Source organism: Commensalibacter nepenthis, assembly GCF_029953305.1.
Lineage (GTDB): Bacteria > Pseudomonadota > Alphaproteobacteria > Acetobacterales > Acetobacteraceae > Commensalibacter > Commensalibacter nepenthis.
Map to the genome: position 1 here is coordinate 2,018,737 of NZ_JASBAN010000001.1, position 18,366 is coordinate 2,037,102.

The following is an 18,366-nucleotide window of genomic DNA, read 5'->3' on the forward strand; positions in this document are numbered from 1 at the left end:
ACGATAATACCCTGCGCGGGTGTAGCTCAGTTTGGTTAGAGCGTCGGCCTGTCACGCCGAAGGTCGCGGGTTCGAGCCCCGTCACTCGCGCCACATAAAAATATTATCATAAATATCCCTTATATTAAAAATATTTTTTATGCGGCTATCATTAATAAAAGAAATTTAACAAATTAACCTCTTTATGATGCTCTCTCTCAATGCCATTGTATATTTTGATTTTACTGGTTCTGTTTGCCAATACGAGCATTTTATTAATGGTGGTGATGCGCTATTTTTTATTCATAGATGAATTAAAAAATTCTATAAAAACCCTTAATAGGTTAAGATATCTTTAAATTAGCAGAAGATTCATTGATTGTTATTATTCCTGAGGAATTTAGGTGAATTCCCAATAAAAAAATGAAAATTTTTTTATTAGATTGAGTTAATTTTATTAGATTGAGTTAATTGTTAAATGAATGAGTAGTAAATATTTTTTTTAACTTCGTAACGTGTTTAAATGCACTGTTGATATAGTTATCATCAACATACATACATATTTAGACTTAAACAGGTTTGTTTAGTAAGTGGGTTTTTAATATGTATCCGCAAAAAATACAGATTAGCAGTATAATTTTATTTTATTGTCTGTTATAAGATTAACAATATTCAATATTTGTTGATAATTTTAATTATTATAGAAGCTAAAGAGTTATCTCATGCAAGCTATTTTAGGTAATTATTTACCAGTGCTGATTTTTGGAGTAATTTCATTAATTATAGCATGTGCTATGTTAGGGGCGGCATTATTTTGTGCTAAGCAAAAACCTTATGCTGAAAAAAATTCTCCTTATGAATGTGGGTTTCCAGCATTTGAGGACGCACGCCAATTATTTGATGTTCGCTATTATCTAGTGGGCATTTTATTCACTATTTTCGATCTTGAAATGGTATTTTTGTTCCCGTGGGCATTAACGCTTTCTAAAATCGGAATGTTTGGTTTCTTTTCAATGCTTGCTTTTTTAGTGGTTTTGACCGTTGGTTTTATATACGAATGGTGCAAAGGCGCATTAGAGTGGGATTAGGTTAACTAAAGAGTAAGTGCGTAACTATTAAACAGATTTATATCTGTAAATGAGATTGTGATGAATCAGAATACAACAGAAAACTCTGGTCTTGAAAAAGTCTATTGGAATCAGGATGCTTTGCCGCCAGGGTCAGAGCAAGATGCCGTTATAAAAGGTATTACTGGGGCAATTACAGACAAAGGGTTTGTGGTTGCAAAGTTGGATCAATTAATTAACTGGGGCAGAACAGGCAGTCTTTGGCCAATGACTTTTGGATTGGCTTGTTGTGCTGTTGAAATGATTCATGCCTATATGCCCAGATATGACTTGGATCGTATGGGGGTTGTTCCCATGGGATCGCCTCGTCAAGCAGATGTAATGTTGGTGGCGGGAACCGTTACCAATAAAATGGCTCCTGCTTTACGTCGTTTATACGATCAAATGTCCGAGCCTCGTTGGGTTTTGTCCATGGGGTCTTGTGCGAATGGTGGTGGATATTATCACTATTCTTACTCTGTCGTCAGAGGGTGTGATCGTATTATTCCAGTTGATGTTTATGTTCCAGGTTGCCCGCCAACGGCTGAAGCTTTGATTTACGGAATTATGTTGCTCAAGAAGAAAATTCAACGGACAGGGACAATTATTCGTGGTTGATCATATTGATACGTGCAAAAAAAGCTTTGTAAATATGCCTCGTTTGCAAGTAATTGGTTTTATGTTGTGTACTTCTGTTCAAGGAGTAGTTAAAGCTGATTTCGAGCAAGATGAGCTTGTTGTTTTGGTTGAATTAAACCATCTTATGGATTTGCTTATTTTATTAAAAGAGCATCCTTTATGTCGTTATGAACAATTAATGGATTTATGTGGAGCTGATTATCCGCAGCGTCCAGATCGTTTTGATATTGTTTATAATTTGCTATCTGTTTCATTAAATCAACGTATCCGTGTTATTGCTCATACTGATGAACAAACCCCAGTACCTTCCGTTCGTAATCTATGGAAATGTGCAGATTGGTGGGAACGCGAATGTTATGATATGTTTGGTGTTTTATTCTCAGGTCAACCTGATTTACGTCGAATTTTGACGGATTATGGTTTTGATGGGCATCCTTTGCGTAAAGATTTTCCTTTAACAGGGTATGTAGAAGTGCATTATGATGCCGATCAAAATAAAGTGGTTTATGAGCCTGTAAAATTGACTCAGGATATGAGAGATTTTGACTTTGATTCTCCTTGGGAGGGCTTGGTTACCCTGCCAGGTGATGAGAAAATCCATGAGAAACGTCAAAATATTAAGCCGTATTCTTTGTAATAACATGCAGTGTAGTCGGCAAAAGGATATTTGATGAGTAGCGAAGTGATAAAAAAAGAATTGGCAACCAAAACAGAAGAATTAAATGCTCAAGTAAAGCAGAATATTTCTCATGTTTTATCTGGTGATTCTCATACGTTAAATTTTGGTCCTCAACATCCATCTGCACATGGTGTGTTGCGTGTTGTGATGGAGTTAGAGGGCGAAATTATTAAGCGTGCAACACCGCATATTGGGCTGTTGCATCGTGGTACGGAAAAATTATTAGAGCATAAAGCATATCATAAAGGTCTTCCTTATTTTGATCGTTTGGACTATGCTTCTCCAATGAGTGAAGAGCATGCGTATGTTCTTGCAACTGAAAAATTGTTGCGTGTTGACGTGCCTGATAGAGCAAAATGGATACGTGTTTTATTTGCGGAAATTACCCGTATTTTAAATCATTTATTAAACGTAACAGCAATGGGCTTGGATTGCGGTGCGATGACACCTGCATTATGGGCTTATGAAGAACGTGAACGTTTGATGGAATTTTATGAAGGTGTGTCTGGTGCGCGTTTTCATGCGAATTATTTTCGTCATGGTGGTGTGGCAAAAGACTTGCCTGCTGGAATGGAAGAAAAAATCGGTAAATGGGTTCAACATTTCCCAAAGATTGTTGATGATATCGAAGGTCTTTTAACAAATAATCGTATCTGGAAACAAAGAACGGTTGGTATCGGTGTTTGTACGACTGAGGAAGCACTATCATGGGGGTTCTCTGGTCCTTGTTTACGAGCATCTGGAGTTCCATGGGATTTGCGTCGCTCTCAGCCATATGATAATTATGACAAGGTTGATTTCCAAGTGCCCGTTGCGCGTCAAGGAGATTCGTATGATCGTTATTTAATCAGAGTTATCGAGATGCGGGAAAGCGCCAAGATTATTGAGCAATGTTTGAATAAAATGCAGCCTGGGGCGATAAAGGTTGAAAATGAAAAGATTTCTCCTCCTAAGCGTAAAGATATGAAACATTCTATGGAATCTTTGATTAACCACTTTAAACTTTACAGTGGTGGTTTCCATGTTCCTGCTGGCACAACTTATACGGCTGTTGAAAGTCCCAAGGGAGAATTTGGAGTGTATTTGGTTGCTGATGGTGGAACAAAACCGTATCGTTGTAAAATACGTCCAACTGGTTTCTCTCATTTGCAAGCATTAGGTGAATTGTCACATCGTCATATGTTGGCTGATATGGTGGCGATTATTGGCTCTATGGATTTGGTTTTCGGTGAAGTGGATAGATAGGGTGTTATGTCAGAGGAATCTATGAATATACAACCTGCTGAATTTTCTTTCGATCGAGAAAGTGAACAGCAAATTGAAAAAATATTAGCAAAATATCCTGCTGCACGAAAAGCGAGTGCTGTTATTTCGTTATTATATGTGGTTCAAAATCAAATGAATCGTCAAACGAAGAGTGCATGGATCCCAAAGGTTGCAATGTCTGTCGTCGCTGAACGTCTAGAGATTTCACCTATGCGTGTTTTTGAAGTTGCAACATTTTATACAATGTTCAATTTGAAACCTATTGGTCAATATCATTTGCAAGTTTGTGCGACAACGCCTTGTTGGTTAAGAGGATCGGACGATATTGTGACTGCTTGTAAAGAAGCAACGGGTATCAAAGAGTTTGGACAAACTAGCAAAGATGGAATGTTTACACTTTCCGAGGTAGAATGTCTGGGCGCATGTGCTAATGCACCTATTTTACAAGTCGATCATGATTATTACGAAGATATGACCGCAGAGAGTACAATCAAATTAATTGATCTGTTGCGACAGGGAAAAAAACCTTCACATGGTTCAATGATTGATCGCTTTAACTCTGCACCCATAGGTAAGAAATTTTCACAAAATACAGAGGCCAAAGATGTTAAGTGATAAGGATCGTATTTATCTTAATTTACATGGCCAGGATGATTGGAAATTGGCTGGCGCACGCCGTCGTGGTGATTGGGATAATACCAAGGATATATTGGCTTTGGGTCGTGAAACAATCATTAAAACGGTCATAGATTCAGGTCTTCGTGGTCGTGGTGGTGCAGGATTCTCTACAGGTTTAAAATGGTCTTTTATGCCTAAGAATGACGGTCCTTTGCCTCATTATCTTGTGATTAATGGGGATGAATCAGAGCCAGGGACTTGTAAAGATCGTGAAGTAATGCGACATGAACCCCATAAAATTGTTGAAGGGGCATTACTGGCTTCTTTTGCGATTGGTGCTCATACGGCATATATTTATATTCGTGGTGAATATTATAATGAAGCAAATCGTTTGCAGGCTGCGATTGACGAGGCTTATGAAGCTGGTTTGATTGGCAAAAATGCTTGTGGCAGTGGTTGGGATTTTGATTTTTATATTCATCGTGGTGCAGGGGCTTATATCTGTGGTGAAGAAACGGCTCAGTTGGAAAGTTTAGAGGGTAAAAAAGGGCAGCCCCGTTTAAAACCACCTTTTCCTGCAGGTAAAGGACTATATGGTTGTCCAACAACGATTAACAACGTTGAAAGTATTTCTGTAACACCAACTATTTTGCGTCGTGGCTCTGCTTGGTTTGCTGGAATTGGTCGTCCAAATAATACGGGACCTAAATTAATGGCGATCTCTGGGCATGTGAATACGCCTTGTGTTTTCGAAGAGGCTTTGGGGCTGCCAATTAAAGAGGTTATTGAAACGCATGGCGGTGGTGTTCGTGGTGGATGGGATAATTTGTTAGCAGTTATTCCTGGTGGCACTTCAATGCCGATGTTAAACAAAGAGGCTTGTGAAGCTACGCTGTTTGATTTTGACGGATTACGGGATGCTGGTTCTGGTTTGGGAACTGCTTGTATGGTGGTGATGGATAAATCCACAGATATTATTCGTGCTGTAACTTTGCTTTCAAAATTTTATAAGCATGAAAGTTGTGGGCAATGTACACCATGTCGTGAGGGTTCAAACTGGGTGCTGAAAGTCATGCAACGCATGACCGAAGGGCGTGCAGAAATTGAAGAAATTGACATGTTGATGGATGTGACCAAAAGCATTGAAAATACAACAATTTGTGCAATGGGCATGTCTGTTGCTTGGCCTGTTCAAGCATTAATTCGTAATTTTCGACCTGTCATGGAACAACGAATTATGGATTATAAAAAATCACGTGGTGGAGCCTCACAGATTCAGGTTCCAAGTGATGCGGCAATAGGGGGCTTATAGGTAAGGGATATGGCAAAAGTAATCGTAGATGGTATTCCTGTAGAAGTACCAAATGGTTCTTCTGTATTGCAAGCTTGCGAAGCTGCAGGAAAAGAAATTCCTCGTTTTTGTTATCATGACAAATTATCTGTTGCTGGTAATTGCAGAATGTGTATGGTCGAAATTACAGGCGCTCGTAAGCCTTTGGTTTCTTCATGCTCTCAACCGGTAATGGAAGGGATGCAAGTTACAACAGATTCTGAAACGGTTCGTGCAGCACGTCGAAGTACAATGGAGCTTTTGTTAATTAATCATCCTCTGGATTGTCCAATTTGCGATCAAGGTGGTGAATGTGATTTGCAAGATCAAGCCGTTGGATATGGACGAGATTGTTCTCGTTATACCGATGAAAAACGCGCTGTGGTTGACAAATATATGGGTCCATTGATTCGTACTGTGATGACACGGTGTATTCAATGTACACGTTGTGTTCGTTTTACCAATGAAATTGCTGGAACTGCTGAGTTAGGAGGTATTTTTCGTGGCACGAACATGGAAATTACTCCTTTTATTGAGCAAAGTTTGGTATCTGAACTTTCAGGTAACTTAATTGATGTTTGTCCAGTTGGTGCGTTAACTTCTAAACCAACAGCGTTTTATTATCGTTCTTGGGAATTAAAAAATACAGATTCTATCGACGTTGTTGATGCAGTTGGTACTAATATCATGCTACAGATACGTGGTAACGAAGTGATGCGTGTTTTACCTCGCAGAAATGATGATGTTAATGAAGAATGGCTTTCTGACAAAGGACGTTTTTCTTTGGATGGGCTTAAACGTCGCCGTTTAGATCGTCCATGGATTAAAAAGAACGGTAAACTTGTTGAAGCCTCTTGGTCTGAAACTATTCAATATGTTGCTGATAAATTAAAAATGGTTGCTGCTGATCGTATTGGTGCAATCGCTGGTGATTTATGTGATGCAGAGAGTATGTCGGCATTAAAACATTTAATGAACACATTGGGATCATCAAATACCGATTGCCGTCAAGACAATGCGTATTACGATATTTCTGAACGTGGGAATTATGTATTCAACACGACGATCGCAGGGATTGAAGATGCTGATGCTTTATTGGTAATTGGTTCATTCCCAAGGCAAGAGGCTCCTGTATTAAATGCACGTATTCGTAAACGGTGGCTGTCTTTAACAGAGCAATTCCCAATTGCTTATATTGGTGAGCTTCCAGACGATCCAACGTATAAAGTTGACCATTTTGGGGATAGCCCAGAACTCATCAATGATCTTTTATCAGGTAATCATGCGTTTGCTGAAATTTTGAAAAATGCAAAAAAACCTATGATTATTTTAGGTCATGGTGCGTTAACACGTCCTGATTCAAAAATAATCTTTGAAAAAACGATGGCTTTGGCGAATGCTATTAATGCGGTTTCAGAGAGCTGGAATGGGTTCAACATATTGCATCATGCGGCATCTCGTGTTGCAGGTCTTGATTTAGGCTTTGTTCCACAAGGGCAAGGTAAAGACATTACCGCGATGGTAAATGGCGGTGTGGATGCTTTATGGTTGCTTGGTGCAGATGAAGTTGATCTTTCTGGATTACCCCCTGAATGTTTTGTGATTTATCAAGGGCATCATGGAGAACGCGCAGCCTCTCGTGCAGATGTGATTTTACCAGGTGCTGCCTATACAGAAAAATCTGGAACTTATATAAATACAGAAGGGCGTGTTCAACGGAGTTTCCGTGCGATATGTCCTCCTGGTGAAGCAAAAGAAGAATGGTCAGTGATTTATTCTATTGGTCAGGCATTATCTGTTGAGCATCCTTATCGAGATTTAGAAACATTGCGTCACTATATGGCAGAGGTAAATCCAGTTTTCGCACAATGTGGATTGGTTAAAAATTCTGTAAATGTTTCTGTTGGTGATGGTGTGCAAGGAAACTTTGAAAAGCAAGAGCTTAGAGCTGTTATCTCAGATTATTTCTTAACAAATTCAATTAGTCGGGCAAGTGTGACAATGAATGAATGTTCGAAGTTGCGGTATGCACCTTCGGCTGAGGCAGCGGAGTAATCGACGTGGAGCATTTCTTTTTACATACGATGGTTGGATCGATTGTTCTGATTGTTTTAAAGGTTCTTGCGGTTTTAGTCCCATTATTGATTGGGGTAGCATATCTGACGTGGATTGAACGTAAAGTATTGGCTGCAATTATGCTTCGTAAAGGACCAAACGTTGTTGGACCTTTTGGACTGTTGCAACCTTTTGCTGATGCTGTGAAAATGATTTTTAAAGAAACCATTATCCCAGCCAAAGCAAATCGCGCTCTTTTCTTTATTGCACCTATTCTTGGTTTTTCACTTTCGATGCTCGCTTGGGCAGTTATCCCCGCGAATGACGGCTGGGCGGTTGCGAATTTGAATATTGGTATTTTATATTTATTAGCCATTTCTTCAATCAGTATTTATGCAACATTGCTTGCTGGTTGGGGGTCTAATTCAAAATATGCATTACTGGGGGCGATGCGTGCTGCGGCACAGATGATTTCTTATGAGTTGGCAATGGGGTTGGTTATTGCGTCTATTTTATTATTAGTAGGCAGTGGTAATTTGAATGATATTGTGTTGGCACAACGACATGTTTGGTTCTTTTTACCCATGTTCCCCATGTTCATTATTTTCTTTATTTCTTGTTTAGCAGAAACAAATCGTCCACCATTTGATTTTGCTGTTGGTGAAAGTGAATTGGTTGCTGGGTTCTTTGCTGAATATTCATCCATGGCTTTTGGTTTATTTTTCTTGGCTGAATATGGAAATATGATTTTAATGTCAGCCATTATCAGTATTTTATTCCTTGGTGGATGGCTGCCTCCATTTGACTGCGTTCCATTTACGTGGATACCGGGACCTTTTTGGTTGATTATCAAGATTTTAATTTGCTTATTCTGCTTTATTTGGGTCAGAAGTGCTTTTCCAAGATATCGTTACGATCAATTAATGCGTTTGGGATGGAAAGTATTCTTGCCATTTACATTGGCTTGGGTTGTATTGACAGCAGGCTTTATGATGGCTACGGGCATTGGTATTTATGGAGGAGCAGGTTAAATGGGGTTTATCGATAGAACTGCGCGATCCTTTTTATTGTCAGAGTTACTGACAGGTTTAGGAATCACATTACGTTACTTTTTTAAACCAAAAGCAACGATCAATTATCCTTATGAAAAAAGCCCATTATCCCCTCGATTTCGTGGTGAGCATGCGTTACGTCGCTATGCAAATGGTGAAGAACGTTGTATTGCGTGTAAATTATGTGAAGCAACCTGTCCTGCTGAAGCAATTACGATTGAAGCAGAAGCAAGAAGTGATGGTTCAAGAAGAACAACACGCTACGACATTGATATGACCAAATGTATTTATTGTGGGTTATGTCAAGAAGCATGTCCTGTGGATGCTATTGTTCAAGGACCAAATTATGAGTTCGCAACTGAAACCAGAGAAGAGTTAATGTATAATAAACACAAACTATTATCGAATGGTGATCAATGGGAAAGTGCTTTGGCACTGCGGTTGGAACAGGATGCCCCTTATCGGTAGGTGGGAATTAATAACAATGATGGATAACATGTTTTTATTACAAATAGGCCTTGTGCCCCTACACAAAGGATCAGGGGCATGATGCCAATTATTCTTTTTTATATTTTCGCAGTGATCTTGCTGTTATCAGCTGTAATGGTTGTTAGTTCTCGCAATTCTGTTCATGCTGCTTTGTTTCTAGTTTTGGCATTTTGTAATGCGTCAGGATTATTTCTGATTGCTGGTGCAGAATTCTTGGCTATTTTATTGGTTGCAATTTATGCTGGCGCAGTAATGATTTTATTCCTTTTTATTGTCATGACAATGCAAACCAACTTGGTTCAGCTTAAAGAAGGAATGCAGCATTATTTACCTGTTGGTTTTTGTATTGCAGTTATATTGGTGGTTGAACTTATTCTTGTTGCCGTTAATTGGCATATTGATCCACAAGTTGCCGATGCTGCACGTCAACCATTGTTACAAAATATGTCCAATACTAAAGCGTTAGGGTCATTAATTTATACAGATTATGTATTTTTGTTCCAAATGGCAGGTTTGGTTTTATTGGTCGCAATGATTGGTGCAATTGTTTTGACCCTGCGTAAACGCCCAAATAATCGTAGACAAGTTGTTGCTCGTCAACATATGCGTGAGCCTAATCAAACTTTGGAAATGAGTTCCGTAGACTTGAATAAAGGGGTTGATGAATTGGGTGGATTCTTAAGACCAAAAGAAACTTATTACGGCATTGCTCAAGAGGACTCATTCGGACCAAAGCCTGGAGATAAGATGGATATTACAGAAAAAAGACAAGAGCGGGAGCAGTCAAAATGAATATTTTGAATACAGTAGGGATTGCACCGTATCTGATTGTAAGCGGGCTTTTATTTACAATTGGTTTGTTTGGGATTTTTGCAAGTAGAAAGAATTTGATCGTTATTTTAATGTCGATTGAATTGATGTTATTATCTGCTAATCTTAATTTAATTGCTTTTTCTTCAGCTTTGGAAAATTTGACAGGTCAAGTTATGGTAATGTTTACCTTGACAGTCGCAGCAGCAGAATCTGCGATTGGTTTGGCAATTGTGATGGTTTATTATAGAAACCGTCATTCCGTCGAAGTTCAAGACACAACGATGATGAAAGGGTAATAGGAAAATGGCACCAATAACATCATCGTTATTTGCAATATCTGTTTTTGCCCCATTGGGTGGATTTTTAATTGCTGGATTATTAGGTAGAGTTCTTGGCGACAAGTTTGCTAAATTAATTTCTATCTTTGGAATGTTTGTGGCTGTTGTATTCTCGTGGTGTGTGTTAGGGAGCATGCTTCATTCAGGTATTGGCAGCACAATCGTACCAATATTTGAGTGGATTCACGCTGGTAATTTTAATGTCAGCTGGTATCTTAGAATGGATATGCTATCTGTATCTATGTTGACAATGGTAACTAGTGTATCTTTGCTAGTGCATATTTACAGCGTTGGCTACATGTCTCATGAAACCATGCCGACCTATCGCTTCTTTGCATATTTATCATTATTTACGTTTAGTATGTTAATGTTGGTGACCTCTGATAATTTAATTGAATTATTCTTTGGTTGGGAAGCTGTTGGACTGTCCAGTTATCTGTTAATTGGATATTGGTATACACGTCCTTCTGCAATTGCTGCGGCGATTAAAGCGTTTGTAGTTAATCGTATTGCTGATTTATTTTTTCTTGTCGGGATTTGTGTGTTATTTCTTTTATCAGGTTCTGTATTTTATGATGACATTTTTCATAAAATCCCTGAATTGGCGAACACACAATATCATCTATTGGGATATAGCTTTCAAGCATATGAATTTATCGCATTGCTTTTATTTATTGGTGCAATGGGTAAATCAGCTCAGTTATTTTTGCATGTTTGGTTGCCTGACGCGATGGAGGGGCCAACACCTGTATCAGCATTAATTCATGCTGCGACAATGGTGACTGCGGGTGTCTTCTTAATGGCACGTATGTCGCCATTAGTTGAGTTTGCCCCACATGTGAAAATGTTTATCGTGATTATGGGGGCTACAACAGCGTTTTTTGCTGGAACTGTGGCACTGGCTCAACCTGATATTAAAAAGTCAATTGCATATTCAACTTGTTCTCAATTAGGATATATGTTCGTTGCAGTGGGTGTTGGTGCGTATCAAGTTGCGATGTTCCATTTGACAACACATGCGTTCTTCAAGGCTTTATTGTTCCTTGGTGCAGGTTCTGTTATTCATGCATTACATGATGAACAAGACATGTTCAAAATGGGTGGGTTGTCTAAGAAATTACCAGCCACTTGTTTGTTAATGTGGATCGGTTGTTTGGCATTGGGTGGGATTTTCCCATTCGCAGGATATTGGTCAAAAGATGCAATTATGGAAGCTGCATGGATGTCAGGTAGCACCGTGGGGCATTATGCTTGGATCATGACAGCGATTACCGCATTTTTAACAGCTTTCTATAGTTGGCGTTTATTATTTTTGGTTTTCCATGGCAAACCAAAAGATCAAAAATTATACGATCATGCGCATGAGTCATCTTTTGTAATGACATTACCCATGTGTGTGTTGGCAACGGGTGCAGTTATTGGTGGTTTCGTATTAGAACCTTATTATATTGGTCATCATCAATTGGCTTTTTGGAATGATTCAATTTTTAATGCACCCACAAATCATATTATGACGTTAATGCATCATACGCCTTACTTGATTGCGAAAGCACCTTTGGCTCTGGGTATATTAGGTATTGTTGTTGCCTTTGTTTGTTATATTGTGGCACCTAAGATTCCGGTTATGATGGCTTCTGGGTTAAAAGGAGTTTATCAATTCCTGTTAAATGCATGGTATTTCGACAAATTATATGATTTTATTTTCGTACGTCCTTATGTCGTATTTTCCAAGTTATTGTGGAAAGTAGGAGATCAAGAAATTGTTGAAGGAATGCCTGTTGCGCTTGCGCGAATAACTGATCGTACAGCAAAAGGAGTTTCTTGGATTCAAAATGGTTCTTTTGCTTTTTATGCTTTTACCATGGCAATTGGGTTGGTGGTGGTTCTTGCCACTTTCCTGATCTATCATTGATTTTAGAAAGTCAGGATTAATCCGATGAATTGGACACTTGCTATTCCAGAGATTGTTTTATCAATCAGTGGTCTTATTATTCTCTTATGGGGCGCAATTCAAAAGAAAGGAAATACTTTCTTTCCTTGCGCAATCCTTTCTGTTGCTGCATTTGTTGCAGTGGGTTTTTTAACGTTAACGGTTTCTAATGGCGTTGGATATGATGGGTTATTCATCAATGATGAATTTGCGCGTTATATGAAACTTTTGATTATTATTGCTGGTTTTTTAAGTATCATTTTATCCATTGATTTTAATGGTAAAAACGATACGAATTGTTTTGAATTTATTGCATTAATTGTGTTTTCTACGGTTGGTGCAATGGTCATGGTTTCATCAAATAATTTGATGACATTGTATATGGGGCTAGAGCTATCCTCTTTGGCTTTATATATCCTTTGTGCAATTGACCGGAAAAATGTATTTTCAGCAGAATCTGGTGTGAAATATTTTGTATTAGGTTCCGTTGCTTCTGGAATTTTGCTTTACGGTATTTCTATGATTTATGGATTTTCTGGCGGAATGGGCTATGCAAATATCCATCAAATTATTGCTTCTGATCATGCTTTATCAGCAGGTTTTGCGGTTGGTTTGGTGTTTGTTTTGGTTGGGTTATGCTTTAAGATCTCTGCGGTTCCTTTCCACATGTGGACACCTGATGTGTATCAAGGTGCGCCCACGCCAGTAACGACATATTTATCAACAGCACCTAAATTTGCAGCTTTTGCATTATTTTTACGTTTGATGGTTGGTCCTTTTGGTCACTTATCTCCGCAATGGCAGTTATTGATCGAAGTGATTGCTATTTTATCCATTATTGTTGGTAGTATTGGTGCAATTGGGCAAGTAAATATCAAACGTATGATGGCTTATTCTTCAATTGCTCATATGGGTTATGCTTTGGTTGGCTTGGCTGCTGCAACACCTGAAGGTGTTATGGGAACATTAGTTTATTTAACAACGTATCTGTTTATGAATATTGGAACATTTGCTGTGATTGCTGCGATGTCCAGAAAAGGACATATTGTTGAAAATATTAATGATCTTGCTGGACTTGGCAAAACCGATCCTGGAATTGCAACAGCAATGGCTATTTTTATGTTTAGCATGGCTGGTGTGCCCCCTTTGGCTGGGTTCTTTGGTAAGTTTTTAGTATTCAAAGCGGCTCTTGGTGTGGATTTATATGCTTTGACAATTATTGGTATCTTAGCCAGTGCAGTTGGTGCATTCTTTTATTTGCGTATTGTCAAAATCATGTTCTTTGATAAAGCAGCAGAGGCTTTGGATCAACGCTCTTTATCGTTGTCATTTGTTACATTTAGCATGGGGACATTAACGCTTGTGTTCATGCTCTTTTTATCCCCAGTGATACAAATGGGTCATATTGCAGCGCAATCTTTATTCCAATAATATGTAGGTTAAGGTGGATAATAAAATTACCTGGCAGGTAGAGCATTATCCAACCTTGCCATCAACGAATGATTATTGTATTGAACAAGCCAGATTAAAAAAGAAAACTAATCTGGCTGTTTTGACAGATTCCCAGACTGCTCCACGTGGAAGCCGCGGGCGGGAATGGATTGAGCCGACTGGGAATCTGGCATTATCTTTTTTATATTGGCCATCATTTTCTGTTGAGAAAGTGGGTTGGTTACCTTTTATATCTTCCTTGGCGTTATTTGATGCGGTAACGGAATTATGTGGTTCATATTCTGATTTACGTATAAAATGGCCGAATGATTTACTTTTCCAAAATAAAAAAATAGCTGGTATTCTTATTGAAAGTCATGTTGAATATCCAGATATATTGGAATGGTTGGTCATAGGAATAGGGCTAAATATTTGTTTTGCGCCTGTGGTTGTAGGAAGAGAAATAGGGTGCTTACGTGATTTTATTGGTGGGGATCTACCAAGTTCGTCGTTGGTTGCTCAGAAGATAAGTGAGTATTTAGCATTCTGGATAGATTGTTTGTGTCAAGGTAAAGAGGCATTAATTCGCAAATCTTGGCTCAAAAAAGGGTTGCCTTTGGGGTCATCTTTAACAGTAACAAGTGGTAATAAAAAATATATTGGTATATATAAAGGGATTGATGAAAAAGGCTTTTTACTATTACAAACGGAAACAGAGTTAAAGCATTTATCAGCAGGTGAATTATTTTGTTTGGATCAGAGTGGGAATAAATAGACGTGCTTTTGGTAATTGATGTAGGGAATACAAATATTGTATTTGCTGTTCACGATGGTCAGGATTGGTTGGGAACATGGCGTGTGGCAACGACGGCTAATCGGACCTCCGATGAATATGCAGCAACATTAATAGTGCTAATGGAAAGGCAAAATATTCCTGTTCATAAGATTTCACGTGCGATTATAGGAACCGTCGTTCCTCCTGTTTTGTATCAGCTTTTGACATTGTGTCGTGTTTGGTTTTCTGTTGATCCTATTGTTGCATCCTCATCATTGGATTGGGGGTTTGAGATTCAAACGGATAACCCACAAGAAGTAGGCGTTGACCGTTTGTTGAATGGGATGGCAGCGCATCAACTATATGGTGGTCCATTGGTTGTAGTAGATTTGGGAACGGCGACTACTTTTGATATTATAGATAAAGACGGAAACTATTGCGGAGGGGTTATTTCACCAGGACTGACCCTTTCTTTGGAAGCATTACATAGTGCGGCAGCAAGATTGCCAAGAATTGGTTTTGGAAGACCTCAATCGGTTATAGGAAAAGAGACGATTGGGGCGATGAAGTCGGGTATTTATTGGGGATATATCGGGCTTATTGAAGGTATTATTGAACGAATTAGAAAAGAACATTCTGTCTCGGAAATTACAGTTATTGGGACAGGGGGGTTGGCACGATTACTAGCTGAAGGAACCTCTATCTTTAAAGAAATTAATGCAGAGTTAACTCTGGAAGGACTTAGACTCCTTGCAAATCGAAATTCATCAGGAAACAAAAAGTAAATAAAATATAAAAGAAAAGGACTAATATGAATGAACAAGTAAACGATTTTGCCTTTCTCCCTCTTGGGGGAACGGGTGAGATCGGTATGAATTTTAATCTATATCGATTAAATGGGAAATGGTTGGCGATTGATTGTGGGATTGGCTTTAGTGGTAACGATATGCCAGAAGCGGATATTTTGGTTCCAGATCCAGAATTTATCGCTCGTCATAAAAAGGATTTATTAGCTTTAGTTATTACACATGCACATGAAGATCATATTGGTGCGGTGACTTATCTGTGGCAAGATTTGGAATGTCCTATTTATGCGACCAAATTTGCGGCTTCTATTTTAAGACGTAAATTATATGAAGCAGGTATGTTGGAAGATGTGACGATTCATCTTATTAATATGAGTGATCGTTTTAATATTGGTGAATTTGATTTGGAATTTATTCCAGTTACTCATTCTATTCCAGAGGCTCAAAGCGTTTTTATCCGTACACCTTATGGTAATGTGTTACACACAGGGGATTGGAAATTGGATCCAGAGCCTGTGATTGGGGATGTGACGAATTTAGAAAAGTTCGCTGAATTAGGGCGAGAAGGCGTGTTGGCAATGGTATGTGATAGTACCAATGTTATTGTAAAACGTAAGCCTGAATCTGAATCCCAAGTGCGTCGCAGTTTAGTTGATTTGATTGCCAGTATCAAGGGGCGTGTTGCAGTTACTTGTTTTGCAAGTAACGTGTCGCGTGTAGAAAGTATCGCTTTTGCTGCAAAGCAAGCTAATCGTCCTGTTGTCATTATTGGTCGTTCATTAAAAAATCTTGAAATAGCAGCCAGAGAAAATGGGTATTTAGCAGATATCCCTCCGTTTTATACTGAACAAAATATGAATGATGTTGATTTAGATCACGTTGTTTTTATTGTAACAGGCAGTCAAGGGGAGGAGCGTTCTGCATTGACACGCATCTCTTTTGATGTGCATCAGCATATTTCTTTTGGAACTGGGGATACCGTTATTTATAGCAGTCGCACCATTCCGGGAAATGAGTTGGCGATTATGCGTGTTCAAGATAATCTTGCGCGTCGCGGAGCCAGAGTGATTACATCAAGAGATCATTTTGTGCATGCTTCTGGACATGCAAGTTATGAAGAAGTGTGCGAATTATATAAGTTGGTAAAGCCTACTTATGGAATTCCTGTACATGGGGAGTGGATACATTTAAATGCACAAGCCAATGTTGCTAAGGAACATAACGCAGAACCTATTTTACTTGAAGATGGGGATATTTTGCGTCTTGGTCCAGGAAAGCCCCAAATTGTTGCTGGGGCACCATGTGGGCGTTTAGTTATTGATGGTAATCGTTTATTGTCTGTGGACGGGGATGTGTTATCTGCTCGACGTCGTATGTTATATAATGGTGTCGTTGTCGCTAGTTTTGCAGTGAATATGAATGGTGATCTTTTAAGCGATCCCAATATCAGCGCCCCTGGATTGTTCGATCAACATGATGAAGAATTTGACGATGTGATTGACGAATTTGGAGAAATGTTAGAGTGTTTGCCACATAAAGTGCGTGTAAATGATGAAGAATTGGTGGATAATGCCAAGATGATATTACGCCGTATTCTTGGGCGCAGGCTTAAAAAGAAACCAATGGTTGATATTCATTTATTACGTCTTTAATTTTTGTAAAGAATCTCATTATAATGATGAGATTTTTTATTTTCGGAATCATACTTCAAACCTATTTTTAGGATCGATTAGTTTATGCGTTTATCTTCAAGTTTTCTTCCAACGTTAAAAGAAGTTCCAGCAGAGGCACAAATTGTTTCTCATCGTTTAATGCTTCGAACCGGCATGGTTCGCCAAATGTCTTCTGGCATTTATGCTTGGTTGCCAGCTGGGTTGCGTGTGTTAAATAAGATCGCTGATATTGTTCGTGAAGAGCAAGAGGCAATTAATGCGCAAGAAGTGTTAATGCCAACATTGCAATCTGCTGATCTTTGGAAACGTTCTGGGCGTTATGATGCTTATGGACCAGAAATGTTGCGTATTGTTGATCGTCATAAACGTGATTTATTATATGGACCAACGAATGAGGAAATGATTACTGATATTTTTGATCAGTTTGTGACTTCTTACAAAGGCTTGCCAGCTTTATTATATCAAATTCAATGGAAATTCAGGGATGAAATTCGTCCACGCTTTGGTGTAATGCGTGGTCGTGAATTTTATATGAAAGATGGTTACAGCTTTGATGTTGATTATGATGGCGCCGTTGTGACTTATCATAAAATGATGTTGGCTTATCTTCGTACATTTCAACGGATTGGGGTCAAAGCAATTCCTATGTTGGCGGATACGGGACCAATTGGTGGTGATCTAAGCCATGAATTTATTATTTTAGCGCCTACTGGAGAGAGCGGTATTTTCTTTGATTCTGCATTTGCCGATCAAAATTGGTTAGAAATGCCAGTGGATATTGAAGATAAAAACTCTTTGGCTGCGTTTTTTAAACGGATGACTAGTTTTTATGCTGCAACAGATGAAAAACATGATGAAGCAGAGTGGGAAAAAGTCCCTCAAGAGAGAAAATGTGAGGGACGTGGGATCGAAGTCGGTCAAATTTTCTATTTTGGCACTAAATATTCAGAATCAATGGATGTAACTGTCGCTGGATCAGACAGCAAACCAATCTATCCTCATATGGGTTCTTATGGTATTGGGGTTTCTCGTTTGGTTGGTGCAATTATTGAATCATCTCATGATGAAAACGGGATTATTTGGCCAGATGCTGTGGCACCTTTCAAAGCGGTGATTATTAATCTTGGTATGAAAGATCAAGCCTGTAAAGATGTGTGTGAGTCTTTATATCAAACTGATTCAGAAAATTTTCTTTATGATGATCGTGATGAACGTGCAGGGGCGAAATTTGCGGATGCAGATTTGATGGGACATCCTTGGCAAATTATTGTGGGACCTCGTGGGGTTGCACAAAATATTGTCGAGATTAAACGCAGAAAAACAGGAATGCGCGCTGAAGTGCCTGTCGATCAGATTTTGGAATATATTTCCGCTCATCAGGATTAAT

The 18,366-nt window shown here is 38.8% G+C and carries 17 protein-coding genes and 1 tRNA gene; all 18 read left to right on the forward strand.

Features of this window, described 5'->3' with window-relative positions; genetic code table 11:
• The first annotated feature begins 15 nt into the window (after positions 1-15).
• The 18 genes from QJV33_RS09500 to proS all read left to right on the forward strand — a co-directional run bounded on the left by QJV33_RS09500 (position 16) and on the right by proS (position 18,365).
• Positions 16-93, forward strand: a tRNA-Asp gene (locus QJV33_RS09500).
• Positions 94-701: 608 nt separating this feature from the next.
• Positions 702-1,067: an NADH-quinone oxidoreductase subunit A gene (ndhC, locus tag QJV33_RS09505; RefSeq protein ID WP_271788877.1), complete on the forward strand. Its 366-nt coding sequence runs from the start codon at positions 702-704 to the stop codon at positions 1,065-1,067.
• Positions 1,068-1,127: 60 nt separating this feature from the next.
• Complete coding sequence (locus tag QJV33_RS09510) at positions 1,128-1,703, forward strand: NuoB/complex I 20 kDa subunit family protein (protein WP_271788876.1); 576 nt, start codon at positions 1,128-1,130, stop codon at positions 1,701-1,703.
• A gap of 34 nt (positions 1,704-1,737) precedes the next feature.
• Positions 1,738-2,361, forward strand: a complete 624-nt coding sequence (locus QJV33_RS09515; RefSeq protein WP_408869676.1) for an NADH-quinone oxidoreductase subunit C — start codon at positions 1,738-1,740, stop codon at positions 2,359-2,361.
• Between the two features lie 33 nt (positions 2,362-2,394).
• Positions 2,395-3,648 (forward strand): NADH-quinone oxidoreductase subunit D, encoded by a 1,254-nt coding sequence (locus tag QJV33_RS09520; RefSeq protein WP_281463103.1) that lies wholly within the window; start codon positions 2,395-2,397, stop codon positions 3,646-3,648.
• Between the two features lie 6 nt (positions 3,649-3,654).
• A complete protein-coding gene (locus QJV33_RS09525; RefSeq protein WP_281463104.1) occupies positions 3,655-4,284 on the forward strand; it encodes a complex I 24 kDa subunit family protein in 630 nt (209 codons plus the stop codon).
• A complete protein-coding gene (nuoF, locus tag QJV33_RS09530; RefSeq protein ID WP_281463105.1) occupies positions 4,274-5,599 on the forward strand; it encodes an NADH-quinone oxidoreductase subunit NuoF in 1,326 nt (441 codons plus the stop codon). The genes QJV33_RS09525 and nuoF overlap by 11 nt, the downstream gene beginning before the upstream one ends.
• Positions 5,600-5,608: 9 nt before the next feature.
• Positions 5,609-7,672 carry an NADH-quinone oxidoreductase subunit NuoG gene (gene nuoG / locus QJV33_RS09535; protein WP_281463106.1) on the forward strand — a complete coding sequence of 688 codons (2,064 nt, stop codon included), beginning with the start codon at positions 5,609-5,611 and terminating at the stop codon, positions 7,670-7,672.
• 5 nt (positions 7,673-7,677) lie between these two features.
• A complete protein-coding gene (nuoH, locus tag QJV33_RS09540) occupies positions 7,678-8,703 on the forward strand; it encodes an NADH-quinone oxidoreductase subunit NuoH (RefSeq protein WP_281463107.1) in 1,026 nt (341 codons plus the stop codon).
• Positions 8,704-9,192: an NADH-quinone oxidoreductase subunit NuoI gene (gene nuoI, locus QJV33_RS09545; RefSeq protein ID WP_281463108.1), complete on the forward strand. Its 489-nt coding sequence runs from the start codon at positions 8,704-8,706 to the stop codon at positions 9,190-9,192.
• 78 nt (positions 9,193-9,270) lie between these two features.
• A complete protein-coding gene (locus QJV33_RS09550; RefSeq protein ID WP_281463109.1) occupies positions 9,271-10,005 on the forward strand; it encodes an NADH-quinone oxidoreductase subunit J in 735 nt (244 codons plus the stop codon).
• Complete coding sequence (gene nuoK / locus QJV33_RS09555) at positions 10,002-10,322, forward strand: NADH-quinone oxidoreductase subunit NuoK (RefSeq protein ID WP_281463110.1); 321 nt, start codon at positions 10,002-10,004, stop codon at positions 10,320-10,322. Before QJV33_RS09550 ends, nuoK begins: the two co-directional genes overlap by 4 nt.
• A 7-nt stretch (positions 10,323-10,329) precedes the next feature.
• Positions 10,330-12,276 (forward strand): NADH-quinone oxidoreductase subunit L, encoded by a 1,947-nt coding sequence (gene nuoL, locus QJV33_RS09560; RefSeq protein WP_281463111.1) that lies wholly within the window; start codon positions 10,330-10,332, stop codon positions 12,274-12,276.
• 24 nt (positions 12,277-12,300) lie between these two features.
• Positions 12,301-13,725: an NADH-quinone oxidoreductase subunit NuoN gene (nuoN, locus tag QJV33_RS09565; RefSeq protein WP_281463112.1), complete on the forward strand. Its 1,425-nt coding sequence runs from the start codon at positions 12,301-12,303 to the stop codon at positions 13,723-13,725.
• Between the two features lie 13 nt (positions 13,726-13,738).
• Complete coding sequence (locus QJV33_RS09570) at positions 13,739-14,500, forward strand: biotin--[acetyl-CoA-carboxylase] ligase (protein WP_281463113.1); 762 nt, start codon at positions 13,739-13,741, stop codon at positions 14,498-14,500.
• Positions 14,501-14,502: 2 nt separating this feature from the next.
• Positions 14,503-15,285 carry a type III pantothenate kinase gene (locus tag QJV33_RS09575; protein WP_281463114.1) on the forward strand — a complete coding sequence of 261 codons (783 nt, stop codon included), beginning with the start codon at positions 14,503-14,505 and terminating at the stop codon, positions 15,283-15,285.
• Between the two features lie 26 nt (positions 15,286-15,311).
• Positions 15,312-16,958 (forward strand): ribonuclease J, encoded by a 1,647-nt coding sequence (locus tag QJV33_RS09580; RefSeq protein ID WP_281463115.1) that lies wholly within the window; start codon positions 15,312-15,314, stop codon positions 16,956-16,958.
• 84 nt (positions 16,959-17,042) lie between these two features.
• The gene (gene proS, locus QJV33_RS09585) at positions 17,043-18,365 is read left to right on the forward strand and encodes a proline--tRNA ligase (RefSeq protein WP_281463116.1); all 1,323 of its coding nucleotides are present in this window, start codon (positions 17,043-17,045) and stop codon (positions 18,363-18,365) included.
• Position 18,366 lies beyond the last annotated feature (1 nt).